The following is a 26,158-nucleotide window of genomic DNA, read 5'->3' on the forward strand; positions in this document are numbered from 1 at the left end:
CTGTCCGCCGCCATTGCGGGGGGAGACGAACAAAGGAGCACGAGAAAGAGTGAGACGGAGCAGAGGAGGCCGGTAACTCCGATATGTTTATCGTCCGTTTTCATTTGAACTTTGAAACCGCATCGTGCAAGGCGGTCTTGACATCATCCCATGCCTTTTCCGTGCCGTCCTTGAGTTCTTCCCATGCTCCGGGTCCTGCGTCCTTTAGCTCCTTCAGCTTGGCCTTGGCAGCATCTCGTTTGTGCTGCAACGCTTCGATTGTACTGTAATATTCTATCTTTGCTTCGGCCTTGTGTTTGTCCGCCCTGGCCTTGAGCAAAGCGATTTGCGCGTTCCATTCCTGCAGTTGCGCCTCAAACATTTCTTCGAACGCCTCATGTTTGTTCGTCACGGCGACCTCATCGTGGTTGAATTGTACTTTTCCATCCATCATCAGTAATTTTTCCTTGCCATGACCAGCAAGACAATGCCGCCGACAAGCGCAATACCACCCACGATCGGCGGCAGCGGGAATGTTTTCGTCGTCTCGGCGGTCATCTGAATGGGACCAAGATCGACGACCTTTTCCCTGGTCGTGTAGGTAATGCCCTGGTAGGCAAAGGCCACGATCCCCAGAGCGATGAGAATGACGGCTACCAGCGTGTATGATTTCATTTCAATCTTCCTTTTGTTGTCGACCTGGATGGGCCGATAATATTTAGCCGGTTACAAAGGTCGGCGTCCCTGAATGATGTTGAGCAGCACCACGATAACGGCAATCACCAGCAGGATGTGAATGAAGCCTCCCATGGTGTAACTGCTGACCAGTCCCAGGGCCCACAAAACTATCAGTATCACGGCAATTGTCCACAACATAGAATCCTCCTTGTTTTTGTTTGTCGGTTTATAGTCTTTTTGTATTCCGGAGCCATTGCGCCGCTTCGTCATAATCGTGAAACGGCTTCACGATGCACACGTCTTCAAGCAGAATCTCAAGCATGCGTATCATGCCGAAGGCAAATTCACTGGAAACCACTATCGCGGTTGGCCCGAGGGCTGATTTGCGGCTGAAGTCCGAGAGCAGGGCAACGATCTCGCGGGCTTGGGCCGCAGACCAGGCAGGCGTTGCGGCGCGAGCGTCGATGAGCTCCCGGTAGCTCAGGCCGCGTTCAAGACGCTCCTCCAGCAGATGCGTTTTGACTTCCTCCCAGCCGATTGGTCCCCCGGCGAATACCTCCATGTAAAACAGATCGTGGTCAATAATGCTGGTGATGGGCATGGGGACCACTCCGTTCCGATGAAAGACGGCCTGCGTTACGAATCTTCACTTGACGCGCATGTCATTTTTGACCGACGTCACTCCTTTGACGTTTCGCGCAACTTCGATCGCTCTGGCTATGTCGGCCTGAGAATTGACGAAGCCGCTCAACTGAACCACGCCCTTGAACGTTTCAACGTTGATCTCGCTTGACTTCAGCGTATTGTCTCTAATAATTTCCGTCTTTACTTTGGCGGTAATGACGGAGTCGTCAATGTATTCTCCCGTTCCCTCCTGTTTTGCCGTTGACGCGCATCCCAGAAAAGAAAAAAGCAGAATGACGAGAAAAAAGTGAGCGAAGAGATTGAATGCCTTCATGGTGGTCCTCCTTGTGTGATTTTTTCGGTTTTGAATTTTCCAATTTCTTGCTTCGGATGGCGCCTCGCCTTCCGACAGCGTTTCTTGCGCGTCTCCCCGTCAACAGGCTTCTCTCGGCCTTTGTTTACCGGGGAGACGTCACGGCACAGTTTGCTTACTCCGTATAGGTGAGGGTGATGATGACGGTCCTGTTCAGCGCCCGGCCCTCCGGAATAAAGTTGTCATAGGGCGGGTAATTGGGACCGTTGCCCGCATGGCTGATATATGCACCAGTGGGGATGCCGCTCCTGATCATGGCGGAGTAGACGGCGCTCGCCCGTCGTTCGGATAATTTGATGTTGTAATCCTCCTTGCCGATGGTGTCCGTATGGCCGGTTATATTCATTGCCGCCGACGGCAGCTCGCCCATTCTGGTGATAACCCGGTCGACAATGATCTGATTGCGGTCTTTCAGATCCGCGCGGTCGAATTCAAAGAGAATCAGGCCGTATTTCTCCACCACCCTGGATTCCAGCTTCTGAGCGAGGCGCTCCTCCCGCTTGATGAAGTTGATTGTGATCGGCGCCACGGTCGGGAAGGTGAAGACATTGCCTTCGTTGTCCCGGCCTTCGATCTCGGCAATGATCTGATCCATCAGGGCAACATTGTGCAGGCCGCCGAGGGTTTCCATGTCAAAGACAAATTCCGGAGGAAGATTACCGGTGCCCTCCCTGGTCAGGATCACATTGCCGCCGCCCATCAGATTGAGCCGCCATGCGGCGAGATCGGCCTGTGCCTCAATTGCCGGGACGATGCGAATTTGTTTGGTGTCGCAGTACTCCTGCATATAGGTGCTTTTGATGGTGTCGAGTATGGCCGGATGATCGGAATAAATCTCAACCCGCTGATTTTCAATGATTCCTTCCGGCACCCGGCCGGCGCTGGGCACGGCGGGGAGGTTCCGGGCTTTGACTTCCATGCGTGACGGATCAATGCCCCACACATATCTGAAATAGGCAAAAACCTTATCGGCCCGGCTGCGGGACAGCTCCATCCGGCCTTTTTCTTCACCCGTGTTGGAATTGCAGCCCACAATGCTGATCCTGGCCTCCGGGTTCATCACCAGGCGTTTGCCGATGACGTTCAGGATGTGGTGATATTTTTCCATGGTGTCCGTGAGCTTATCCTCGGCGAATCCCGTTGTCTCGTCCGGATGGGCAAAAGTGACGTAGCGGGTGGATATCTCGCTTCTGCCGGTGTCGAAATAGACGTAGTTCAACAACGGCGAGCTGTCCATGATGGTGATTTCCTCGATGTTGATTGCCGATGGCTCACTGGTGAGCGTGCCGGTCGGCGGGGTGAGGAAGCGGAAGGTCACGGCATAGCGGTGAAAGATGGTGGTGGAGAACTGTTTGAAAATGGGGAGAAAATCGCTGGATGACTTGGCCTTGCGGATCGAACCGCCCGTGCCCTCGGCAAAGGACTGCAGAAACGGGTCCAGACCTGGTTTATCCATGTAGTCCACGGCAAAGGTGGTGAAATTCCGCAGCCCTGCGGTGGCCATCTGCAGATCACCGGTTTTGGTGATACTGTTGATGTCTTCCCCGTCGGAGAAGACCACCATGAACTTCTGGTTCTTTTCCGGCATGCCGCGGATGATTTTCATGCCTTCCTGCATGGCGTCATACAGATACGTGCCGTCGGTGGGTTCGGAATAGCTTTCCTTCAAGGCCAGGTTGAGCAAGGCCGGATCGCCTGACTGGGTAACCTTGGTTGACACCCTGGAGCGGCCGGTTTGTTGAGCGACGCTGCCGGGGTCGGCAAAGGTGATGATATGGACATTGTCAATGGGACGGACCAGGGAAAGAAATTCATCCATGGCTGCCAGAACCGGATCAATGGCCTTGCGCTGCTGCATGGAATAGGAGTTGTCCACCACCAGGACGATATTGAGTCCCGTGTCCCGCTGTTCCCTGACTTCTTCCACGGAGATGATCTCGGCGGTCTTGGGGCCTCTGGTAATCTGAAAATCCTCTTTCTGCAGACCGAGGATGGCCTCGTTTTGTTCATTTAAGACCGAAGCCAGCACCTTGTTTTCGTTTACGGCCTCAAAGCTCAGTTTTGATTTGTGCCGGGGCGTTTCCACCTTGAGGTCGTCAAAGGCAAAACTGCTGCCCATCCAGGAAAAGATGAACAGGAACAAACAAAGAATGTATGCAATTTTTTTCATAATTTTCCTTTTATCAATTAGGGGGAGGTGCAAAATAGTGACACGTGCGAGAAATCTGCTTAATTATCACTTTCGCCGAGGATGTAGCCGGTAACCGCGCCGACACCGCCACCGACAACGGCTCCGACAACGGGACTTCCGCCGGTTACGGCTCCGAGCACGGCTCCGCCGCCGGCGCCGATCCCAGCACCGCTCAGGGTTTTTTGTTCTGTCCTGCTCATTCCGGAACAGCCGAATGTCGAAACAAGGGCAAAAATAATAAAAACAACCATGATGTGTTTCATCTCATCTCTCCTGCTTTGGTTATGATGATTTCTGTCATTTCGTGAGCGGACGGCCTGCGATGCCCGTTTTTATATTCGGCTTGATCATTAAATCCCACATCACATTCGTGACCGGGGTTTCTAACTTATTCGGGTTTGCACCGTAGTACTCGTCCACCCGGGCAATGACATTGTCCATGGGGATATCAGCCATGCCCTCAACAACCTTGGCCACAAAACTATCCCTTTTGAGTTCCGGGAATTTTTCCATCAGGTGCTGTTCAATCGACACAACATGGCCAAAGCCCCAAACAAAAGCCACCTTGGAGTCGTGCGGCATTTTTTGCCAGACATTACCCTTGAGAACCGGCATTCCCAGGGATTCCTGCAATCCTTCCCGAAGGGCCTGCTGGTCGGCTTTCTGCTCAGGACTTCGCTCGGCGGCCAGCACGTCAAACGTGGGAGCCGTGAATCCGAGCACAAGAACAACCGCAAAGAAAATATTCGCCGCTTTCAGTTTTTTCATAACTATTACCTCCTTCATAAAAACCAGTATGGTTGCGCACTGTTGCAGTACGGCCACGTTGTGATGCAAGCTCTGCGCTCTCCATGCAAGAGTTTTGCGTCCGTTTTCCGCGCGTGATTTTCAGGAACCATGCGCGCAGCCGCCTTAAATTCGTCCTAAGAGCAGCAGGATGATCAGGATGATCAGAAGCAGCCCCAGCCCGCCGCTTGGGTAGTAACCCCAACCTCGACTGTGAGGCCATGTGGGTAATGCACCGAGCAGCATCAAAATCAAGACGACCAGTATAATAGTTCCGAGCATGACGTTCCTCCTTTGCCCTGATGCGCTTCGGCGCGATTCTGTCGATTGATGGGAAAAAAGCCCGGAGTCGGCAACCTTGGCGTTTTGTATGGTTGCTTGTTTTCACTTTTTTGGGATACCATGCGTTTTGTTCACGAACGGATTACAGATTTCCTTTCTTGCCGACTGATGGAGGTTCCTGTAAGAAATTATTTCACACGGCTTTTCAAGAAGGTGCATCGCCCCGCGCAGCACCCGAAAAAGCTCTGATCCCATATGTTTTTCAAGTTTTTTTTGGCTATCCCACTCTTCAAGCAGACAGAAGAGCTGTGCATCCTCCATGCTGTGAAAAAAATTGCACCGCAGGCATCCCTCGGCGGTCCTGATTGGATCGAGCAGCGCGGTAATCGTCTGAGAAAGTTCCATGCGTTTCTCAATCGGCACCTTCATTTGCATAATGAGCAGGATCATAACAAGAAGTAATAGCAAGAAGCGTGCCTGCGGATGAAAACACACATAGAAACAAGATGAAGCTTTTGTAGTGGCGGATTGTACGAATGCAGAAAACGGAACCGGAGGGGGCGTGGAGCTGTGTTTGGCCTCCGGATATGGTGAGTCCCTCAATATGTGGAGGCGGGGTTTGAGGGGAACCGGCAGGGGCCTTCACCGGGGATTATCACAATGGATTTTCCCGGCATGAATTGAAACGACAGGTGCGGCATGAGCAAGCGCGCGCTGCCGTCGCACGGGCGAATCGGCAGCGCGATGGAGCGGTCATTGAACCGAGATCCTATTTTTCCACAACTTCTTCAATCCGGCCGATCTTTTCCTGAATTTTTCCGTCTAAATTTTCGATTTTGCCCTCGATCTCCAGATCACGGTTCTTGACTGCTTTGCCGACGACCTCTTTGACCATGCCTTTCATTTGATGCATCTTGCCTTCTGTTTTATTCTTTGTGCTTGATTTCATGTTGTTTTCCTTGTCTCTCTGGGGAGAACGTTTGTTGGATCATGATACTCGATACTGAAGGGCTCTTCGGCAATTCAGGCTCAACTTTCTCATGTGATCTATTTTGTCGAAATAACGATATTTTTGTGACATAGTTGCTGCTTTGTTCTCCATCATGGAAATTCAGGAGCCGGGAGTCGGAAATCAGAAGCCGGAAACCCGATTTTATTGCCTTGGTTTTCCATTCTGATTCCTGAATTTTATTTCACAGGTAAGGAAGAAAGTGGAAAATACGAAATAATTCTAATATGTTGTTGTGTTGATACAAGTCAGAAAGTTGAACTCAGGATAAGTACTTCTTGCAAACCTAACATCATCACGTCCCCCCGGGGAGAAGATAGAAGCGTTTCTCTTCTACTTATTTATTACTGTTTTTTTTGCTGCGGCGGCGGGAGGCGCCGGCAAGGCCAGCCAAGCCCGTGCCCATAAGAAGCATGGTGGCAGGCTCAGGGACTGGGGCAGTTTGATCATCGGTGGTGGTGCCGTTTGACCATGCGAAGGAGCTGCTGCCTGACTGATCGCCGGAAAATGTCCAATAGGCTTGCGTCGGATCATAGCCATTGCCGGAAATAAAGCCGGTCCCGGACAATACCAATTGGTTTGGCACTGATGAAGCCCCGATGGTGAGACTATCCAAATTAAATTCGAAACCACCAACCGACCACATTGGATTATTTGCGGCATACGGATCGAAAAAGACGTCATTCATCGTCACTTCCGTGATGAAAGGTTCTATTGTTCCCGGGATATCGAAATCTCCGGCAACCGCCACGACCCTGGCGCTCGTGAATTGAATGCCTGTCGCGGTGGAAACAGTGGTGCCTCCCAGCGGCGTCCAGCCTCCCGCCATATTGAGGTTGCCATCAATCGACCAGGCCATTGCGCTGCCGGCTGCCAGCAATGACCCTGCAAAGACTCCAACCAAACTCTTTATCAATTTTTTTTTCATTTTTTCTCCAAGATGTTGTTTGTAAACGCCAAATCCGAAATTGAATGTGGAATTTATTTTTTCGACAACCATCCGTTGTCATGAGTAAAAGGTTTTTACCGTCGTATTGCCATTCTTCTAAAACTCCCCGGGGGAGGAATGAAGACCGACTTGCCCTTCTGTCATATCCGCATTGATGAAACCGGCCGGCGTGGTAATCGTCCGGGACACGGTGTTGCATTTCGCGGGCGACTCCTGCTGTGAGGGCAAATTGTTCAGATCAGCAACACAGGGCTTAAGAGCAAGAGGCATGCCGAAAAATAAAGTTAGGCGAGGAAATACTGGAAAGTCGATTGGTAACAGGGAGTTGGGCTGAAGAGAAAGATGAGGAAAAAAGGCCGGCGGCAACTGTCCGGCCTCCATATATGGTGAATCATCAAAATGCTGAGGGGAAGGATGTGGGGAACCGGCAGCTGTTTTGGTCGAGGTTTATTGACTTCTGTATCCTGGATTCTCTGGAAGCAAGTTGCGGCGGTTAAAAAATATTATTTGATTTCAAAAGGTTGTCGTGAAAAACGGAAGGTGAGATTATTCTGTCCGGCGCTTATGATGTACGCTGCCGGTCTCGTTGTTCAAGTTTCTCATTCAATGCGCTGAGCGCCGCATGGGCCTCCTTGAGGGCGCTGATATCCTCCAGGGTGATCACCACGCCGTCAATTACATTGTTCACCGTGCGAAAAGGCCGAATCCGCATGCGGTAGAAGGAGCCGTCCTTGCTCCGGACTTCCTTTTCCTTCATTCCCAGGTTGTCCAGCACGTCGCGGGCATACTCGGCCAGATCCGTGTCTGTCAAGGCGGTGGCAAAATGGTTGATGGGGCGGCCGGCATCGGTGCCGACCAGGGGGATAATCTCCACGGCTTTCGGCGTGAACCTTCGGACGCACAAATCAAGATCAAGGAAAATGGCGGCAATCTGAGTGCTGTCGAGCAGGTTTTTCATGTCGTCATTGGTCCTGGACAGCTCCTCGATACGGCTCTGCAGTTCAGCGTTGACCGTGGCGGCTTCCTCGTTCAGGGATTGCAGTTCCTCCTTGGAGGTCTCCAGTTCCTCATTGGAACTTTGCAGCTCTTCATTGGTGGATTGCAGCTCTTCGTTTGTGGATTTAAGTTCATCATTGGTGGTCTGCAGCTCTTCGATGGTGGTTTGCAGATTTTCTTTGGTGTAGCGCAACTCCCGTTTGAGTGTTTCGACGGTGATATTTTTTGCTGGGGCCTTTGACTGTTTGTCGGTGCGCTTTTTCGGGGCGGAAATGTTGATTTCCTTGAAAATGACCATCATCAGGCCGCGCAAGGCATTGTGCCCAAGAACCGGTTTCACGGTCAAGTCAATGGAGATATGACCGTCGTTGTGTTCGATGGCTACCCCTTTACGGACACATTCCAGCTTGTTGGCCGCAGCTCCCCGGATGGCGGCCTCCAGATCCGTTCTCAGACCCGGACGCGCCATTTCCAGGATATTGACGCTGATTTTGCCGATGACCGGTTCCAGGTACCTGCCGGTGCGTCCATGGAGATAGATGATGCTGTTCGCCTCGTCGATAATGACGCAGGGAGGGGCGTCGACCTGTTTCAGAATCGTTTCAACCAGCTGGAAGGCGCTCAATTCTTCCGCCTTGCGGATGGTTTCCGGCTGATTCACTTTCTCGCTCGCCGGCATTGCCGGAACGGGAGGGAGAAGTTTCAATTCCTGCCGGGGGGCAGCCGAGAGGAATTTGCGCCGGTATATTTTCCATTTTTTGTCCAGCACGGTAAAGAGATCGTGGGCCTGGCCAATGGCTTCCGAGGAACCGAGAAAAAGGATGCCGTCCGGTTTCAGGCTGTAGTGAAAAATGGGGATGAGCCTCTTCTGCAATTCCGGGCCGAGGTAAATGAGCAGATTGCGGCAACAAAGCAGGTCCAGCTTGGTAAACGGCGGGTCCTTGATGATGCTCTGCACGGCAAAGACCACCATCTCGCGGATCGATTTTTTAATCCGGTACTGATTATCCTCCTTGGAGAACCAGCGTTTCAGGCGCGTCTCGCTCACGTCATCAATGATGCTGGCCGGGTAAATCCCGGCCCGAGCGCTGTTCACGGTCTGTTCGTCAATATCGGTGCCGAATATCTGGACGTTCATGCGGCGCCCCTGATCTTCCATCACCTCCTGCAGAAGGATGGCAACGGAGTAAGCCTCTTCGCCGCTGCTGCAGCCGGCAATCCAGACGCGCAGGGTATAGCCGTCCGGTTTATCCCTGAACAGTTCGGGCAGGATTTTTTCCCGGAGCGCCTCAAATGCCTTGGCGTCACGGAAAAAACTGGTCACCCCGATCAGGAGTTCCTTGAACAGGATGTCAACTTCAACCTCGCTTTTCTGGAGATAGAGGACATAATCGTTTACCGTATCGATCTGGTGAACGTGCATCCTTCTTTCGATGCGCCGCAGGATCGTGTTTTTTTTGTAGAGGGAAAAGTCATGCCCGGTACGAGTGCGCAGCAGGATGCAAATTTTCCGCAGGGCGTCGGGTATTTTCCCGTCATCGGCCGGGATCGTCGCCGTTGTTTTATGAACCGCGTGTCGCAGGTACCTGATCAGTTGTCCCGGCATTTCGCCGGGGGGCAGGACATAGTCGGCAAGCCCGGTGGCAATGGCGCTGCGCGGCATGCCGTCATATTTGGCGGACACTTCGTCCTGCACCATCACCATGCCGGCCTCGGCCTTGATCGCTTTGACCCCCAGGGTGCCGTCGCTGCCGGTGCCTGAGAGAATAATGCACACCGCATTTGTCCCCTGGTCCCGGGCCAGGGCCCGGAGAAAGACGTCAATCGGCAGATTGGCGCCGCGGGGCCGGCTCAGTTCCATGAGCTGCAGGGTGCCGTTCAGGATGGAGAGGCTCCGGTTGGGCGGCACGACATACACCGTGTTCGGCTCCACCCGCATCCCGTCCATGATCTGCAGGACCTGCATCGTTGTGCGCTTCTGGATCAGTTCGGGCATGATGCTGATATGGGTTGGATCGAGATGAGGGACCAGCAGAAAGGCAAGGCCGGAATCCGGCGGCATGGCGGTAAAAAACGCCTCGAATGACTCCAGGCCGCCGGCCGAGGCGCCTATGCCGACAATCGGCGGTGTCGGGTGGATCTGAGGGGTGACTTGGCTGGAAGCCGGCACGGTTGTGGTGCTGGTTTCGGTTTTTTCCGGCTTAACGCTCTTTCGCCTCATCAAATAAAACCTTCAGGGATTTTTCAATGTCCCTTAATTGATATGGTTTATGGAGGGCACCGAGAAAACCGTACTCCCGGAAGTTCGACATAACCGGGTCATTGGCATAGCCGCTGGCAACGATGGCTCTGATGTCCGGGTCAAGTTCCTTGAGACGTTTGATGGTTTCCTCGCCCCCCATGCCGCCCTTGATGGTTAAATCAAGAATAACCGCGCCAAAGGGCATGCCGGCGCGGTGCGCATCGGCGTATATTTGCACGGCTTCTTCTCCGTTGCGTGCCGTTTCAACTTCATAACCCATTCTTTCAAGCATATCGATGTTTATCAATCTTATCAACTCTTCATCGTCCATGACCAGAATCTTTTTATTTAAGACGTGAGCTTTTCCGGGGATGGATGCCGGCGAGTCGATCCGTTTGTCACTGGCCGGCAGATAAAGAGAAACCGTTGTTCCGATGTTCTGTTGCGAGGCAATATCAATGGCGCCGCCATGCTTTGTCATGATGGAATGGACAACGGTGAGCCCCAGGCCCAATCCTTTTTCCCTCCCCCTTTCCTTGGATGAAAAATAAGGGTCAAAGACCTGGGTGAGAATGTCGCCGGCTATGCCCACTCCTTGATCCTCGATGGAAATTTTGACATACTTCTCCTGGTCTCCATGCAGGAGTTCCCTGTATCTCCAGGGGACCGAGTCGGAATTTTCAGCGCGAATTCGAATCACGCCTCCTTGCGGCATGGCGTCCCTGGCGTTGGTGATCACATTGCCGATCGCCTGAGCCATCTGGCCGGCATCGACCTCGACAAGCCGGAGATTGTCAGGAAATGAATATTCACAGTTCACATTGGAGCCGGCAAGCGCCAAACTCACCGCGTTTGTCATGAAGGTTTTGACGGATGTGGGTATTTTTAAAGGTTCTCCGCCCGATGAAAAGGTGAGGAATTTCTTGGTCAGATCGGCGGCAGCGAGACACGCATCCCGCGCATGCAGCAATTTGTCGGCAACGGGCCGGCCGATCAAGGTGGAGTAAATCAACATATCCTCTTGTGCCATTTCGATGTTACCCATGATGATTGTCAGCAGGTTGTTGAAGTCATGGGCGATGCCGCCGGCCAGCAACGCCGTGGCTTCAAGCTTTTTCGCCTTTATGATTTCGGTTTCCAGGTGCTTTGCCGCCGTGATGTCATTGATGGCAATTCGTATGCGGAGAGCGCTTTTGTCGGTTTTTGTCCTGGAAACACATTCCAGCTTGGCCCAGAACCGGTCGCCGTCCGGCCGCAGCATGCGCAGCTCGCATGACCGTCGGTGCGGCGAGTCGATAAGCTCCCGGAAGTGTTTATAAAAAATGTCCTGATCCTCATGGAAAACGTAGCGGGAAAAGGGCTGGTTGTAGAGCGATATTTTTTCTACGCCCAGCAGGGCGGCCACGGTCAGGTTTGCTTCCACGATCAGGTTCTTATCGGTAAGGGTGAGATAGCCGACCGGCGCGAAGTCATAGAGGTCAACATACTGGTCGCGGGTCTCTATAAGTTCTTCCTGAACGGAACGAAGCTCTTCATTCTGCAGCTCCAATTCGATCTGATGGGTGTGGAGTTCATGCAGTGCGGCGCGCAGTTCATGGGAATCCCCTGAAAATGGGGTGTTGTCGGATCCAAGCATCGCCTCCGCCCGCTTGCGAAGGTCATTAAATTTCTGTTTGCTCATAATCTCCATTTCTCATTGATCGATATAAACGTTGTTGCTGAAATGAATTGACGGCGGCGGATCACATCAACCAGCGCCTTTTCATCAATACATAGGAAAGATAAAAGGTTAACGACCCCACGAAAAATAAAGAGCCCAATGCAAAGGACATGTTCGCTGCCCCGCCGTCTTCCAGCAGAATGGATTGAAGAGGCTCATAAAATTGGTAGGACGGCAGCAAAGGCGCAACAATGGTCAATTTTTGTGAAAAATCGGACAGCGCGGAAGGGAGAAGGTGCGGCAAATAAAAGAGAACCCCTAATGTTCTGGCGCCGGCCTGATTGCGGCAGAGAAAACCCAGGAAAACCCCGTAGGCGCTGAAACAAAAACTGCCTGCCACGATGAAGGCGACATAGCCGAAGAGATTGACCACGGTAAATCCACCCAGCAGATGGAGACAGATGACGGCAATAATGATCAGGACCATTCCCATGATTACTTTGGCAATCAGCCATTGCATCTCGCGCATGGGGGTCTGGAGGAGCGCCAGGAGCAGCTTTTTTTCTTTTTCCTCGGCGACTTGCGCCGGAAGAATAATGAAACCGACGAGCAGGACAAGCATCAAAATCCAGGTCGGCAAAGTCTGCCTTTGAATACCGCCCTCGTGCAGCGTTTTAATGCCGCTGATCCAGTTGACACTGTTTCCTTCCGCCGCTTTCTGCAAAGCTGCAAAACTTTCGACGATGGCCAGGGTGGGGAGAGACTCCTTTTTTAAAACCAGGAGTTCAAGGCTGCCGGGTTCTTTTTCATTGCCGAGCAAAACCCCGTTTATGGTTTTTTCCTGCAAAAGACGAGTGCCTTCCTCTTCACTTTGCACCCAGGTTACTTCAATGATCTTTCCGGCGGCCTTGACGCTCCCCAGGATCTGGGGCGCATAGACGTAATTCTGCAGGAGACCGATTTTTATTTTGCTTATCTCCCCGTCGGTCCGGTCCAGCAATTTTAAAGAAACAAAAACAAAAAAAGGAATAAAAAGAATGAGATAAATCGTTTTATTCTTAAATGCGACGGCTAAATCATTGAATGCGAGGGCAAGGATATTTCTCATCATCATGCGTAAAGAGTTTCGTGTATTTCGGATTGAAAATATTTCCGCGGAGACCCGTCGAAGACCAGACTGCCTTCGTGCAGCACCATGATGCGCGTTGCCAGGCTTTTAATTTCTTCCGGCCGGTGGGAAGTGAAAAGGATTGTTTTCCCGGCCTCATGGAGAGTGTGCAACAGCCGGTAAAGTTCTTTTGTCGTCTCGAAGTCCAGGGCCGATGTCGGCTCGTCCAGCAGGAGCACCGGAGGATCCGCCAGCAGGGCGCGGCCAATGTTCACCCGTTGCTTTAAACCCTTTGACAGTTCCTGTATCTTGTTTTTTCGAAAGGGCAACAGATTGAACTCTTTCAATATCTCATCCACCCGTGCAAAGGGTGTTTGAAAGAGAAAAGCAAAGAGTTTGAGGTTGTATTCAACACTGAAGAAATCAAAAAGATTGGGTACTTCCGGCACAAAACCCACTTTTTTCACAACAGCCGTCCTGTTTTTCAGCTCAATGCCGCCGATCGTGGCGTGACCGCTGTCCGGCAGAATCCAGTTTGCCAGCATTTTCAGCAGAGTGGATTTGCCGGCGCCGTTGTGGCCGACAACAGCGATCAGTTCGCCTTTTTTCACCGCAAAGCTGGTCGGCTGCAGTCCTCGTTGGTGGTCGTAGAGTTTTGTCAGATTCAGGATTTCGAGTTGCATGCAGTATCATCACATCTTTCATTTTATTTGCAGGTCGGGAAAAAGCATTCCCGACAGGACAGGGCAGGCCGCAGTGCCTGCCTCGGCACCGACAGCACACACCGCGCGCCACCCTTACTTTCAGTCCCCCGGCCGCGGCATGCGGTGTGGGAAAAGAGTCGTGCTTCGCTGGTCTCTCGTTCTCGCTAAACCGTCGTACAAAAACAACTTGGACTTTTTAGGTTCATGAACGCCATAAAAGGCCGTAAAGAAATGGATAAAAAGTAGAAGATATTTCGTAACGGCCTCTAAGTTAAGCGCATGATGACGATAACGAGAATAACAACAACCAAAACAGCAATGACAAATCCCATAACTCCCTCCTTTCGTGTAATGTTTCTTTCATCTCACCATCCATGTATACGAAAGATTACTGCAAGAGGTGTGCCTGCAAACGAAAACAGGTGGGAACGTGTGGGAAAGGCCTTTGGCGGCAAGGATTGAGAAGAAGCGACACAAGCGGCGGAGAAGGGTGAAAGGGGGCGGTCTTGCCTCGAAATATGGCGGCTCCTCAATATGTTGAGGGAAACAGACGGTTAAGCAGGCGATCCGGAAGGAGGACGGACGATGCCGAGCTTGTGCATTCTCGCCCGCAGCGTGCTGGGGTGAAGGCCCAGGAGCTGGGCGGCCCCGTCCTTTCCTTCAATCCGCCCCCTGGTTTTTTCCAGGGTCTGCAGGATTTGTTCCCGCTCCCTTTCCTTCATGGTTCCCCCGGTGGAAGAGGGGATTGGGGAGGACTCCAGTTTATCCGCCAGTTGCAGAAGAGGTCCGGGGCAGAGGATCACGGCCCGTTCGATGATGCTTTCCAGCTCCCTGATGTTGCCGGGCCACGGATAATCCAGCAATGCCTGCATCGTTTCCTTGGGGATCGAGGTGATCTGTTTTCCCATTTTGCGGACATAACGTTCCACAAAGGCCTGAACCAGTAAAGGGATATCTTCGATTCGCTGGCGCAAGGGCGGAACCGTGATGGGAAAGACGTTGAGCCGATAGAAAAGATCCTCCCGGAAGATGCCGGCACGGATTGCTTCCTCAAGATTGCGATTGGTGGTGGCCACGATGCGCACATCAACCTTGATGCTTTTTGACGAGCCCAGGCGTTCAAACACGCCATGCTGGATCACCCGCAGCAGCTTGGCCTGCATCTCCATGGGCAGTTCGCCGATTTCGTCCAGACACAGGGTGGAGCCGTCCGCAACCTCGAAGCGGCCTATCTGGCGGGTATCGGCTCCGGTAAAGGCGCCTTTCTCCCGGCCGAACAATTCGCTTTCAATCAGATTGGCGGGCAGTGCCGAGCAGTTGACGGTGATCAACGGTCGATCCTTGCGGGGGCTCAAGTGGTGGATGACCTCGGCAATCAGCTCCTTGCCCGTGCCGGTCTCGCCGAGGACGAGCACCGTCGCATCTGTCGGCGCGACCTGTTCGGCGCGATAGAGAACATACTTGAGGCCGTCGCTTTGGCCGATGATGTGGCCGAATTGATGTTTCTTTTTGCTTTCCTGGTGAAAGTAAATATTTTCGACCACCAGCCGGTCTTTCAATGTTCTGATTTCCGCCAGGGCTTTCAGCAGGGATTCCTCCAGCTGCGTGTTTCTTTTTTTCTCCTGCATCAGCTCTTCATTGCTGGTGCGCTGCTTGCTCCGTCGCTCCCGCATGCGTCGTTCCGTTCCGTTGTGCTCGTCATGCGGAAAATCTGACCCAAGTGCCTGCCCGGTGACCTCGCGGATGCGGCACTGAATCATTTTTTTACGGTTCACCAGAAAAACACTGCTGATAAATTCCACGGCAATTATCCTGCCGTTTTTTGTTTCCAGCGGCAAATTGCTGTAACGGACAAATCCTTTGTGCTGCAGTTCCGCAAATGAGACTCTCGACTCATCAACATCCTTGAAAAGACCGATTTCCCAGAGTTTCCTGCCCAAAAAATCCTCGTATGAATAGCCCAGCATTTCCATCAGGAAAGGATTGACCTGGGATATCTGTCCGGTCTCGGCATCGAGAATTAATATTCCCTCTCTGGCTTCTTCAAAGAGACGGCGGAAGAAGGTTTCTGAAATCTGCAGCGACTCCTCCAGCTTCTTGCGTTCGGTGACATCGGTGATCGTGGTCTGGCAGACGGGATTTTCATCGTGGGACACGGCGGAAACGATGCTGTCAAGCTGGGCATGAAACGGTTCGCCTTTTTCCTGGAAAACGGTGAGAACACAGCTTTGTTTCGTGCCCGTGCGAAATACCTTTTTTAAATGCAGATAAAACAGATCGGCATCATCCTGGCTCAGGAAAGAAGAAAACGGCATTTGCAACAGGGCCTCTTTCCCCAGAGCGAGCTGCTTGGCGGCGGTGAGATTTGCCGCCACTATACGGCCCTTGCCGTCAAAGGTGAAATAACCGACCGGCGCGAGATCATAGAGATAGACGTAACGAAGCCAGGATTCCTCAAGCTGCAGTTTGGTCCGGCGCAATTCCTCGTTCTGTATGTCAAGTTCGATCTGATGCACCTGCAGCTCATGGACGAGCTCCGGCATATCCGATGGTGTGATATCCGAAGCCGACAACGCCTTTTCGCGCAGCAACCGTTCGGCGCGCTCCCGCATTTCACGGGATGCTGTTTTTGCGCCGCGTTTTTTTTTGTGCAAAGAATCCTGATTCATAAATGCCGCCCGATAGGTTTTATGCAACAGGGAGAAGCAACAGGGGCGGGAAAATGGCTCGTCAGCCGGGACGGCAAATGGCTGAGTTTTTTCGAAGCGCGTCAACTCACTGCTCTCGCCCGCGTTACATATCTGTTTTTTTGTGCCCACATTATTTTTACTTCACTGATATGTGTTCCGGCAAGATTAAAATCACCGGACGCCATGAGCCGGGCAAGATTTTTTTTGTGAGCCGAAGTTTGTTACTTTTTGTGCGTTTATCGGATTTCGTGCTATATAATATGGGAAACATTGCCGGCGTTTATTCGACAAACAGGAGAAGAACATGAGCTATCCGGAACTGCGTCGTGGGGCCAAGGGAGATGAGGTGAAGCGGCTGCAGTCGCTTCTGAACCGGGTGGGGGCGATGCTTGTGCCGGACGGTGATTTCGGCAGCGGCACCGTGCGGGGAGTATGTTACGGACAGAAGTGCGCGGGGCAGCCGGAAAGCGGCATTGCCGACCGTAATCTCTGGCTTTGGCTTGAAGAACGGCCGGAGCCCTTTCCGTCGCTGGCCACCAATGGCGTTGCCCTCATTGCCAGGGAGGAAACCGGCGGTCTGGCCTATTATGATCAGGTCTGCCGTTGGCCCCATTATCCGGGCGAAGCCAGCGGTATTACCATCGGCATCGGCTTTGATCTGCGGTTCAACTCGGAAGACGGCTTCCGGGAGGCGTGGGAGCCGCATCTTGCCCCGGCTGCTCTTGAGGCGTTGTCCTCGGATATCGGCAGGCCGGGCACGAAAAAGCGAACCGCTGAATTGAAAAGGATGGGGATCGAGATCCCGTTCAAGGCGGCCTGGTCGGTGTTTATCGACAAAACCCTGCCCCGTTTTTACCTTGAGACCCAGGGCATTTATCCGTCGCTGCCGCGTTTGCCGGAGTTGTGTCGCGCCGTGCTGGTCAGCATCGTCTACAACCGGGGCACCGGTCTCAGCGGTGCGAAGCGGCGGGAAATGGCGTCCATCCGTGATATTCTTGCCGAGGCTGATGATTCTTCCCTGACCATGACACGGCGGAAGGAAATCCTGATCGAAGTCGAGGATCAGATTGTCGCCATGCAGCGCCTCTGGTCGCCGGGATCGGGCTTGTGCAAGCGGCGTCAGGCGGAAGCCAACCTGTGGCGGGAAGGGCTCGCCGGATGGTGAGTCCCGGTTGCGCCGGTCGCCGCATATCCTCCTTGCGAAAATCGATGCCGTGATGGTGATCAAAAGAGTTGAAACCCTTGCCATCTGCAAGGGAATATTTTATAAATAATGCTTTGTAAAATGGAATAATTCTCTTTTTTGTCTATGCGCGGTTGTGAGCAAAAAAACATCAGATGATATCTGTAAAGTGATCAGGGAGGAAAAGAAGCATGCTGATTCGTGACTGGATGGCGAAAAATGTTCTGACTGTGGATGAAAACACGTCGCTGATGCGGGCTACCCGTGTCATGAAAGAAAATTCAATTCGCCGTCTGCCCGTTGTTTCCCATGGGAAACTGGTTGGAATTATAACTGATCGTGACGTCAAGGATGCGTCTCCCTCCAAAACGACGTCGCTTGACGTGCATGAACTGTACTATCTTCTTTCCGAGATGAAGGTCAAGGATCTCATGACCCCGAGCCCCATTGTCATCGGTGGACATGAGTCATTGGAGAAGGCGGCGGTTATCATGCTGGAGTGCAAAATTTCCGGTATCCCGGTTATTGACGAATCCGGCTATCTCATCGGACTGCTCAGTGAAACCGATGTTCTGCGCGGCTTCATCCACAGCACCGGCATCAAGGACGGCGCCATGCAGTATGTTTTCGACCTAGTCGATGAGCCCGGCTCCGTCACCAGGGTGGTAGGCGTGTTACGGGAAAATAATGCCAGGGTTATCAGTGTGCTGACCTCATTTGAAGATGCGCCGTCAGGGAAGAAAAGGGTGGCGATCAGGGTTTTACCGATAAACCCGGATGAAGCGGAAAATCTTTCTGATCTGCTTGCGAAGAATTTTACCGTTGTCTTCCAGGGCAAGGATGAATTGAAGGACGTTCCCAAACGACGCAATTAGTTTCTTCTTTTATGGAAATGTGGAAAGCCGGGGTCGTACCCCGGCTTTTTTATTTGAGACCGGGAAAAACCTCTTCTGCCGGTGCGGGTGTTTGCGTATCCCACGGCAGCATGTCCTTCTTGAAAGGCAACCAGGTCGATCTGTCGAGGTTGCTGGGATCAAAGGCCCCTGTTTCCGGAGTAATGGGCAGGAAGACAATGTTTTCGGGAACCGCGAATTTTGTTTGCTTGTAGGGGACATGCTGCATGAAATCGAGCCAGACGGGCGCGCAGGCTTTGCCGCCGGTTTCATTGGTGCCCAGTGATTCGCGCCGATCAAAGCCCAGCCAGACGCCGCAGACGATTTCCGGGGTATAGCCGATAAACCAGGCGTCGCGGTATTTGTCCGTGGTGCCGGTTTTGCCGGCTGATTCCTGGGGCAGCCCGCCGGCATTGCGTCCGGTTCCTTCCGCGATGGCGTTTTTCAGGATATGGGTAATTTGAAAGGCGGTTTCCTCATCCAGCACCTGTTCGCCGTCAGCCTGCCATTGTTCCAGGATTTTTCCGTTTCTGTCGATTATGCGGGTGATGAAAACCGGCAGGGATCGTTTTCCCTGATTGGCAAAGGCGGTATAGGCGCCGGTAAGTTCCAGCAGGGTGACCTCGGAAGAGCCGAGGGCAAGGGAAAGATTCTTCATCATGGGTGAAGCAATGCCCAGGGCCCTGGCTAACCTGCGGGCCGGATCAATTCCCATTTCCTGGAGAAGTTTGATGGTAACGATATTGCGGGAATGAATGAGCGCCGTGCTGATTGTCGTCGGCCCGTAAAATTCCTCGCTGAAGTTCTGGGGCTGCCAGCTCGAGGCGCCGTTTGAGCCCGGCAGCTCGAGAGGCTCGTCGATAATAATCGAGGCCGGGGTGAAGTTTGTTTGCAGGGCCGCCGCGTAAACTATCGGTTTAAAGGAAGAGCCTGGTTGTCGTTTTGCCTGGGTTGCCCGGTTGAACTGGCTCTTGTCGAAATCCGTTCCGCCGACCACAGCCCTGACGTGACCGGTCTCGCTTTCCATGGCAACCAGGGCCGCCTGGGGAAGGTCCGTGGATTTCCTCGTTTGCCGCACCGCCCATTTGGCGACTCCGCGACTGACGGCAGACGCCGCATATTTCTGCAGTTCCTGGTCAAGGGTTGTCTCAACAGTGAGCCCACCGGATACCAGGGCATCCGTACCGTATTTGTTCTGGATATAATTTTTCACATACTGGATAAAATAGCGGGAGTCATCATCCCTTTCCAGCGGCGCCCCCCAGAGCAGGGTCTGGTCATAGGCCTTCCTGGCCATGGTCGGGGTGATATATCCCTCTTCCGCCATTCTGTTTAATACATAGGCCTGCCTTTTCTTGGTCAGGTCAAAATGCTTGAAGGGTGAATAACGGCTGGGTGCCTGGGGAAGACCGGCTAGAATGGCGATTTCCGCCAGGTTCAGTTGCTCGGCCCGTTTATCGAAATAGACCCGGGCTGCGGCGTCGACACCATGCGCCCCTTCACCGAAATAGATCTGGTTCAGGTAGATATGCAGTATTTCCTTTTTACTCAGGGTTTTATCGATTTTGTAGGCCAGTATCGCCTCCTTGATCTTCCTGGTGTATGTCTTTTCCGGAGAAAGCAGCAGCGAGCGGGCGACCTGCTGGGTAATGGTGCTGCCGCCCTGACCGCGGCCGCCTTTGCTGATGTTGTGCAGCAGGGCGCGTAATATGGACCAGGCGTCAACACCGGCGTGCTGGAAAAAACGGGCGTCTTCGGCGGCTACAAAAGCCAGTGGAAGTTGTTCCGGCATTTTGTCATAGGGAATGACGTAACGGTTTTCCGTGAAAATACGGTCAACCTGCTTGCCGTATCTGTCAAGAATAACGGTTGTGGCCGGCGGGTTATACTCGGTCAGGGAGCCGACGTCGGGGATGTTCAAGGAGACGAAGAGAAACATCACCGTCCCGATGAAGACGGTCAGGAGAAAGGCAATGAACAGGAGATAAAGGGAAAGATGAATATGGCTCAGTGTTCGGTTTTGCCCTTTTTGCGGGTTGTTTTGTGCTGCCATGGTTCAGGGGCGGGGTGAGGATCTCTTTTGGTGGAGGATTTGAGTTATTTCATAAAAAAAAGGCCGCTCCAGGGAGCAGCCTTTTTTTTATGAGACTGATGTCAAGCGATACTTATTTGTGGCAATCTCCACATTTGGTGGGGCCTTTGCCGCCTTTCTGATGGCAGCCTTTGCAGTTGGTGTGAGCCGCATCTTTGAATGTTGCAACTTCTTTCGGCAGTCCGGCTGCTTTATTGTGGCAGGACTCGCATTTCTCGATTTTCATCCCGTCGGTATAGTCGGTTTTCTTGCCGTCAGCGCCTTTGCCGTGATGGCATTCGCCGCATTTCAATCCGGCATCCTGATGTTTCTTGTGGGGGAAAACCGCTGGTTTTGGTTTGGCTGCCGCATCCACGGTTGCCTGCAGGGTCATGTCGGCCGGACCGTTATCAGCCATGACGGGCATGGTGAAACCGAAAAGTACCGCGAGAGCTGCTGCGCTAACAATAGTTTTTTTAATCATTTTTTTTCTCCCTTGATTAATTTTTACACATCCATAAGAGCCAGTGAAAAAAACCTCTAAACTCCATCTTTTTTACGACTTCTCGGGTCGTTTGTCAAGATGGAAGCGGAGAAAAATGATTTGCTATTCATTTTTTCAGGAGCCGTTGCGCAATAACGTGGTTCATCATTTCTTTCGTAACGGCTCCCTGTGATTTATTGAGCATTTTGATGCTCATGTTGTGTGTTTCCAAAGGCTTAGCTGCTGCCGTAGCTGTGCAGGCCGGAGAGCAGAAAGTTGACGCCGAAGTAGGTGAAAATGACCGAAACGAAGCCGATGATCGCCAGCCAGGCAATTCTTTTTCCTTGCCAGCCACGGGTAAAACGGGCATGCAGGGTGGCGGCATAGATAAACCAGGTGATCAGCGACCAGGTTTCCTTGGGGTCCCAGCTCCAGTAAGTTCCCCAGGCGGAATTGGCCCAGATGGCGCCGGTGATGATGCCCGCGCTCAGCCAAAGAAAACCGAAAATCATGCTTTTATGAATGATGTCATCAATTATTTTGAGAGAAGGCAGGGTGCTGATAAGCCCGTCATCCTTCTTCTCTTCCGCAGAGTTTTTCAGCAGGTACATGAATCCGAGGCCGCAGGCAACGGCAAAGGCGGCGTAACCGATGAAGCAGGTGATAACATGGGCAATCAGCCAGTTACTCTGCAGGGCGGGGATCAATGGGGATATTTCCTGGTTGATGCCTTTGCCGAATGAGGCATACGCCATGCTGATAAAGGCAAAGGGTATGGCAAAGGCGCCGATCAGCCTGTTGTTGAATTTCACTTCCATCAGCAGGTAAAAAATTACTATGGCCCAGGAAAAAAAGACCAGGGATTCGTACATGTTGGACAGCGGTGCGTGGCCCATGCCCATCTGGTATGATTCATACCACCTGAGGCCTAGTCCCGCGGTCTGGACGAAAAAGGTAATGAGGGTAACCAGGGAAGCCGCGATGCCGCTCTTTCTGGTCTTGAAAATCAGGGTGGCGATGTAAAGCGCCGAAGCAATGAGGTATCCGATGGTACTTATGCCTAAAAGTTGCGAACTTGTCATTGTCTATCCTCTGTATGATTGTGACTAGGAAAGAGTTTGTACTTTTGCGGTGATGGAGGCGGTAAGCGCCTCAAAACTCTTTTCAAAAGCAGGTTTGTTTTTATTGCTGTTGCCGCAGATCATGATATGGGTTTCATCGTTTTCTTTTTTAATGTAAACCCATACGCGCTGGTGCGAAAGGAAAAAAGCAACCATCAGGCCAAGCAGCATAAGCGTGCATCCCAGGTAGACATACCAGACGCCGGGATCCTTGGTGACCTGCAGTCCGGTTGCGAAAAACTCCTTCATGGCGAATGTATACTGCGTGTCGCCGCGGCTAACGGTCATGGAGTCGCCGTCGGTAATCCAGAAAGGCTCTCCGCTGCCGGAACCGTCGGTCAACCAGATTTTATACTGGAATTTCATCGGCGTGTCGGTCATGTTTCTGTTGATAATGCCGAAGGTGACATTTTCGCCGTCCCACTTTATTTCCTTGCCCGGTTCAATCAGAAAAAGCTCTTTGTTTTGTGTCTGGTTATTGACAAGGGTGACCAGGAATTTCTCGTATGACTGGTAACTTGACTGATAAAAGGTGTGACCCTTGTAGGAAAGAGGGTCGTTGACCACGATGGATTTGCTCAGGACCTCCTTGCCGTTTTCGAGAATGGCCAGGTCGGAGCGAAATTCTTTCGGCGCGCCGTTCGGGTAGTGGGACAGGGTGAATCGTTTGCACAGGACTTCAAAGCCCAGGTTGATCGGTTTTTGGGTTTGGAACTGGTAGATAGTGTCGGTTTTGCGGGTTTCGGGAAGCATGATGCTGCCCTTGTAACCGAAATAGGAACCGATCATGGCACCTGCAAAGATAACAAGGATGCTGGTATGGACGACATAGACACCGAGACGGGTCCATGGGCCTTTTTGGGCGAAAAGAAGAAGGCCGCCGTCGCGTTCGGTTTCTTTTGATTTCCAGCCTTTGTCGTTCAGGCCGGCCCGGACCTGGACGGCAGTGTTTTCAGGCGAGGCGGATGTGACGATTTCCTTGCGTGGATTCATCTTGGGGAGCCGGTCAAGGTCGGTTTGCAGATTGTCCAGCACCACCATTGCCCAGACATGGGGCAGCCTTTCTATGGTACAGATGGTCAGGTTGAGGCCGAGAAGGACGAGCAGGCTGACAAACCACCATGAATTATACATGTCGGGGATGTCAAGTACTTGAAAAAGTCGTGCCATGTTTTCGCCGTACTGCTGGACATACGCTTCCATTGGACTGTTTTGCGGAATGACCGTGCCGATGATGGAAGCCACAGCGAGGAGGAAAAGAACAAAAAGGGCTAGTTTGACCGAGGCAAAAAAAGACCAGATGCTGTTTTTCTGATTGCTCATGCTGTCCTTGTATATTGTAAGGGTTAATTGAAACAGGTTATGGGGCGGACGTAAGTATGGAAAAAACCTGATACCATGGAGTGTGACAAAGTGTCAATATCATTAAAGGGTATGAGGACTCATAACTTGTGACACAAATAGTAGCAGAAAGTTCATGAAAAGATAACATGGATTTTAAACTTTTTTTCAGTGTCTCCCTGATAAAAAAAACTTGCCATGGTCGGGAGGACGATGTATAAATCCTGGTTCTTGCAAAAAATATATCGGCTGTTTCTTTCAAATGACTACGGCCGGATCATCTATGTCCTAAGGAGTTGATTATGTCTAGAGAATGTGATATTTGCGGCAAAAAGCCTGTTTCCGGTAACAATGTCAGCCATGCCCATAACAAGACAAGACGCCGTTGGCTGCCCAATCTGAAGAAAGTCCGCGTGGCTACCCCCGGCGGCAATGCTAAACAGATCAGGGTTTGTACCCGTTGTATCCGTTCCGGCGCCGTGGTTAAGCCGCTGGTCCGCAACGCCTGATTTCGATTTCCTGCCGAAAAAATCTTTTTTCCACCGCACCCGAGAAAGAACCGTTTTCCTGAACGGCTTTTTTCTCGGGTTGTTTTGTTTATTTCCTCTTGGCCTCAATCACCTGATTCAGCTGACGCAGATGCTGCAGCAATGTGCTCAGGTGGTCGATATTGTTCACTTCAAGAACAATATTGAGCCTGGCGATATTGTCTTTTGATGTGTGGGCATCCACGTTGAGAATATTGGCATCGTCATTGGTGATGGCGTTGCAGATGGAAACCAGCAGTCCTTTCTGGTCATGGGCAAGAATCTGGATATGAGCCCGATGCTGGGTTCTCGCCGAGCTGGACCAGCTTACCTCGATTCTTCGTTCCGGGTCCGTGGCCTGCAGGTTGGGGCACAGGGCCTTGTGGACGGAGATTCCCCTTCCCGTCGTGATGAATCCCATGACATCATCGCCCGGCATGGGCAGGCAGCATTGGCTGATCTTGATCAGCATGTCGTCAATGCCGTCGATGACAATGGCATCCCCTGTTGACGGTTTCGGTGCCGGTGGCGCGGCAGTTTCAACGGCTGCTTCAACGGCAAGGGGGATCTCTTCCTCTTTTGCTTTTTTAAGCTCGGCTGGGAGCATCAGGTCGATGATCTGGTCCGTCCTGATTTTTCCGGAACCGACCCTGCGCAGCAGCTCTTCCATGGTATTGGAATTGGCGCGCTTGAGGATTTCCCTGAGATGGCCGGTCTTGATCAGTTTTTTCAGGCTCAGGTTGTGTTTGCGCAGCTCTCGTTCACAAATCTCCTGTCCGAGCTTCAGGGTTTTTTCCATCTCATCCTGGCGCAGCCAGGAGCGAATCCGGCTTTTTGCCCGACTGGTCTTGACCAGTGACAGCCAGCCCCTGCTCGGCTGCTGGTGCGGAGATGTCAGGATTTCAACCACATCGCCGGTGTGCAGGACTGTCTTGAGCGGCACCAGGCGTCCGTTTATCTTTGCGCCGGTGCAGCGATTGCCCACCTGGGTATGGATGGCATAGGCGAAATCCAGCGGCGTGCTGCCCTCGGGCAGCTCTTTCACCTCGCCGTTGGGGGTAAGGACATAGGTTTCGCCTTGGTGCAGCTCGTCTTTGAATGCCTCTAGAAATTCCTTCGGATCCTTCAGTTCCTGCAGCCACTGGATGAGCTGCTTGAGCCACTGGAACATTTTGGCGTCCTTGTGGGAAATCGCCGTTCCTTCCTTGTAGGCCCAGTGCGCGGCGATTCCCTCCTTGGCGATTTTGTCCATCTCTTCGGTGCGGATCTGGATCTCCATGAAATCACCATGGGGACCGATGACCGAGGTGTGCAGGGACTGGTACATGTTTGACTTGGGCGAGCTGATAAAATCCTTGAAGCGGCCGTCAATGGGAACCCAGAGGGAATGGACCAGGCCGAGGGCTTCATAGCACTCCCGCACGGTTTTCAGGATGATGCGGAAGGCAACCTTGTCATAGACTTTTTCCAGCGGGATGCGCTGGGCGATAAGTTTTCGGTAGATGGAGTAAAGATGTTTGGGCCGGCCGAGGATGAGAAAATCGGTCAGGCCCTGTTCCCTGAGTTTGGTGGTAAGGATTTTCTTGATCTCTTCCACGTAGATGGCGCGGTCGCTGGTCGACGAGTCCACCCGGGCGGCGAGATCCTGATATTCAAGGGGATGGAGATGGGCAAAGGCGAGGTCCTCCAGCTCCCGTTTCATCCAGTCGATACCGAGCCGGCTGGCAAGGGGAGCGTAGAGATCCATGGTCTCGGCGGCGTAATCCTTTTTTTCCGTATCAGGCATGTCCATCAGGTGCATGAGGTGGAGACGGTCGGCCAGTTTCAGGAGCAGGATACGGATATCGGAAGACATGGCGAGCAGCATCTTCCGGATGTTTTCCGCCTGGTAGTCAAGGTTTGTATTATGCTCGATATTGTCGATTCGGGTAACGCCGCAGACGATTTCCTTGACATCCGGGCCGAAGAGTTCTTCCAGTTCTTTTTCGGTTGCCTTGGTGCCGGGTTCCTTGAAAATGCCGTGCAGCAGCCCGGCCTGCAGTGTTTCCAGGTCAAGCTGCATGGATGCCAGGGTATGGGCGACAGCCAGGGGGTGGAGGATGTAGGGGGTGCCGTCGGCCCTTTTGCGGTTGCCGTGAATTTTTACGGCATAGTCATAGGCCTTGCGCAATTCGTCGGTGTCGCCGGGGCTCAGGTAGCCCTGAGCCCGGTGGACAAGGTCGTCTACCGTGATCGGTTCGTTGGTAATGGGAATGTGCTGCGCCATG

25 protein-coding genes are annotated in these 26,158 nt (G+C 52.4%); 3 read left to right on the top strand and 22 right to left on the bottom strand.

Annotated features, from left to right (window positions below; genetic code table 11):
- Positions 1–100 precede the first annotated feature (100 nt).
- The 17 genes from BM485_07435 to BM485_07515 all read right to left on the bottom strand — a co-directional run bounded on the left by BM485_07435 (position 101) and on the right by BM485_07515 (position 16,400).
- Positions 101–430: a coiled coil domain-containing protein gene (locus BM485_07435; GenBank protein ID OKY75772.1), complete on the bottom strand. Its 330-nt coding sequence runs from the start codon at positions 428–430 to the stop codon at positions 101–103.
- Between the two features lie 2 nt (positions 431–432).
- Positions 433–654 carry a DUF3185 domain-containing protein gene (locus BM485_07440; GenBank protein OKY75556.1) on the bottom strand — a complete coding sequence of 74 codons (222 nt, stop codon included), beginning with the start codon at positions 652–654 and terminating at the stop codon, positions 433–435.
- 229 nt (positions 655–883) lie between these two features.
- On the bottom strand, positions 884–1,258 hold the full coding sequence (locus tag BM485_07445) for a hypothetical protein (GenBank protein ID OKY75557.1): 375 nt from the start codon (positions 1,256–1,258) through the stop codon (positions 884–886).
- Positions 1,259–1,303: 45 nt separating this feature from the next.
- Positions 1,304–1,615: a transporter gene (locus BM485_07450; GenBank protein OKY75558.1), complete on the bottom strand. Its 312-nt coding sequence runs from the start codon at positions 1,613–1,615 to the stop codon at positions 1,304–1,306.
- A gap of 154 nt (positions 1,616–1,769) precedes the next feature.
- On the bottom strand, positions 1,770–3,824 hold the full coding sequence (locus BM485_07455) for a hypothetical protein (GenBank protein OKY75559.1): 2,055 nt from the start codon (positions 3,822–3,824) through the stop codon (positions 1,770–1,772).
- Between the two features lie 59 nt (positions 3,825–3,883).
- Positions 3,884–4,108 (bottom strand): hypothetical protein, encoded by a 225-nt coding sequence (locus BM485_07460; GenBank protein OKY75560.1) that lies wholly within the window; start codon positions 4,106–4,108, stop codon positions 3,884–3,886.
- A 34-nt stretch (positions 4,109–4,142) separates the two neighbouring features.
- The gene (locus BM485_07465) at positions 4,143–4,613 is read right to left on the bottom strand and encodes a hypothetical protein (GenBank protein OKY75561.1); all 471 of its coding nucleotides are present in this window, start codon (positions 4,611–4,613) and stop codon (positions 4,143–4,145) included.
- Positions 4,614–4,757: 144 nt separating this feature from the next.
- Complete coding sequence (locus BM485_07470; protein OKY75562.1) at positions 4,758–4,913, bottom strand: DUF3309 domain-containing protein; 156 nt, start codon at positions 4,911–4,913, stop codon at positions 4,758–4,760.
- A gap of 102 nt (positions 4,914–5,015) precedes the next feature.
- Positions 5,016–5,363, bottom strand: coding sequence for a hypothetical protein (locus BM485_07475; GenBank protein OKY75563.1), 348 nt, complete (start codon positions 5,361–5,363; stop codon positions 5,016–5,018).
- A gap of 319 nt (positions 5,364–5,682) precedes the next feature.
- A complete protein-coding gene (locus BM485_07480) occupies positions 5,683–5,862 on the bottom strand; it encodes a CsbD family protein (protein OKY75564.1) in 180 nt (59 codons plus the stop codon).
- Between the two features lie 397 nt (positions 5,863–6,259).
- Positions 6,260–6,922 (bottom strand): hypothetical protein, encoded by a 663-nt coding sequence (locus BM485_07485; GenBank protein ID OKY75565.1) that lies wholly within the window; start codon positions 6,920–6,922, stop codon positions 6,260–6,262.
- Between the two features lie 45 nt (positions 6,923–6,967).
- Positions 6,968–7,252 carry a hypothetical protein gene (locus tag BM485_07490; protein ID OKY75566.1) on the bottom strand — a complete coding sequence of 95 codons (285 nt, stop codon included), beginning with the start codon at positions 7,250–7,252 and terminating at the stop codon, positions 6,968–6,970.
- 181 nt (positions 7,253–7,433) lie between these two features.
- Positions 7,434–10,088 carry a chemotaxis protein CheR gene (locus BM485_07495; GenBank protein ID OKY75567.1) on the bottom strand — a complete coding sequence of 885 codons (2,655 nt, stop codon included), beginning with the start codon at positions 10,086–10,088 and terminating at the stop codon, positions 7,434–7,436.
- Positions 10,069–11,790 carry a hypothetical protein gene (locus BM485_07500; GenBank protein ID OKY75568.1) on the bottom strand — a complete coding sequence of 574 codons (1,722 nt, stop codon included), beginning with the start codon at positions 11,788–11,790 and terminating at the stop codon, positions 10,069–10,071. Before BM485_07500 ends, BM485_07495 begins: the two co-directional genes overlap by 20 nt.
- Before the next feature lie 61 nt (positions 11,791–11,851).
- Positions 11,852–12,883 carry a hypothetical protein gene (locus tag BM485_07505; GenBank protein OKY75569.1) on the bottom strand — a complete coding sequence of 344 codons (1,032 nt, stop codon included), beginning with the start codon at positions 12,881–12,883 and terminating at the stop codon, positions 11,852–11,854.
- Entirely contained in the window at positions 12,880–13,560 is a 681-nt protein-coding gene (locus tag BM485_07510; GenBank protein OKY75570.1) for a hypothetical protein, read from the bottom strand. Before BM485_07510 ends, BM485_07505 begins: the two co-directional genes overlap by 4 nt.
- A gap of 575 nt (positions 13,561–14,135) precedes the next feature.
- The gene (locus tag BM485_07515; protein OKY75571.1) at positions 14,136–16,400 is read right to left on the bottom strand and encodes a hypothetical protein; all 2,265 of its coding nucleotides are present in this window, start codon (positions 16,398–16,400) and stop codon (positions 14,136–14,138) included.
- A 175-nt stretch (positions 16,401–16,575) separates the two neighbouring features.
- Between BM485_07515 and BM485_07520 the strand changes: the two genes are divergently transcribed.
- Positions 16,576–17,436, top strand: a complete 861-nt coding sequence (locus BM485_07520) for a hypothetical protein (protein OKY75572.1) — start codon at positions 16,576–16,578, stop codon at positions 17,434–17,436.
- Positions 17,437–17,645: 209 nt separating this feature from the next.
- Positions 17,646–18,329 (top strand): hypothetical protein, encoded by a 684-nt coding sequence (locus BM485_07525; GenBank protein ID OKY75573.1) that lies wholly within the window; start codon positions 17,646–17,648, stop codon positions 18,327–18,329.
- Positions 18,330–18,378: 49 nt separating this feature from the next.
- On the opposite strand, the gene BM485_07530 is transcribed toward BM485_07525, so the two are convergent.
- From BM485_07530 to BM485_07545, 4 genes are all read right to left on the bottom strand, one after another.
- On the bottom strand, positions 18,379–20,400 hold the full coding sequence (locus BM485_07530; protein OKY75574.1) for a penicillin-binding protein: 2,022 nt from the start codon (positions 20,398–20,400) through the stop codon (positions 18,379–18,381).
- A 112-nt stretch (positions 20,401–20,512) separates the two neighbouring features.
- Positions 20,513–20,899: a class III cytochrome c gene (locus BM485_07535; GenBank protein ID OKY75773.1), complete on the bottom strand. Its 387-nt coding sequence runs from the start codon at positions 20,897–20,899 to the stop codon at positions 20,513–20,515.
- A gap of 239 nt (positions 20,900–21,138) precedes the next feature.
- Positions 21,139–21,984 (bottom strand): c-type cytochrome biogenesis protein CcsB, encoded by an 846-nt coding sequence (locus BM485_07540; protein OKY75575.1) that lies wholly within the window; start codon positions 21,982–21,984, stop codon positions 21,139–21,141.
- A gap of 24 nt (positions 21,985–22,008) precedes the next feature.
- Positions 22,009–23,346, bottom strand: coding sequence for a hypothetical protein (locus tag BM485_07545; protein ID OKY75576.1), 1,338 nt, complete (start codon positions 23,344–23,346; stop codon positions 22,009–22,011).
- A gap of 320 nt (positions 23,347–23,666) precedes the next feature.
- On the opposite strand from BM485_07545, the gene BM485_07550 reads away from it, so the two are divergent.
- Positions 23,667–23,873, top strand: a complete 207-nt coding sequence (locus BM485_07550; protein OKY75577.1) for a 50S ribosomal protein L28 — start codon at positions 23,667–23,669, stop codon at positions 23,871–23,873.
- Positions 23,874–23,961: 88 nt separating this feature from the next.
- On the opposite strand, the gene BM485_07555 is transcribed toward BM485_07550, so the two are convergent.
- Entirely contained in the window at positions 23,962–26,157 is a 2,196-nt protein-coding gene (locus BM485_07555) for a GTP pyrophosphokinase (protein OKY75578.1), read from the bottom strand.
- Between the last annotated feature and the right edge of the window lies 1 nt (position 26,158).

Source organism: Desulfobulbaceae bacterium DB1 (genome assembly GCA_001914235.1).
In the GTDB taxonomy this organism is placed as follows: Bacteria; Desulfobacterota; Desulfobulbia; order Desulfobulbales; family SURF-16; genus DB1.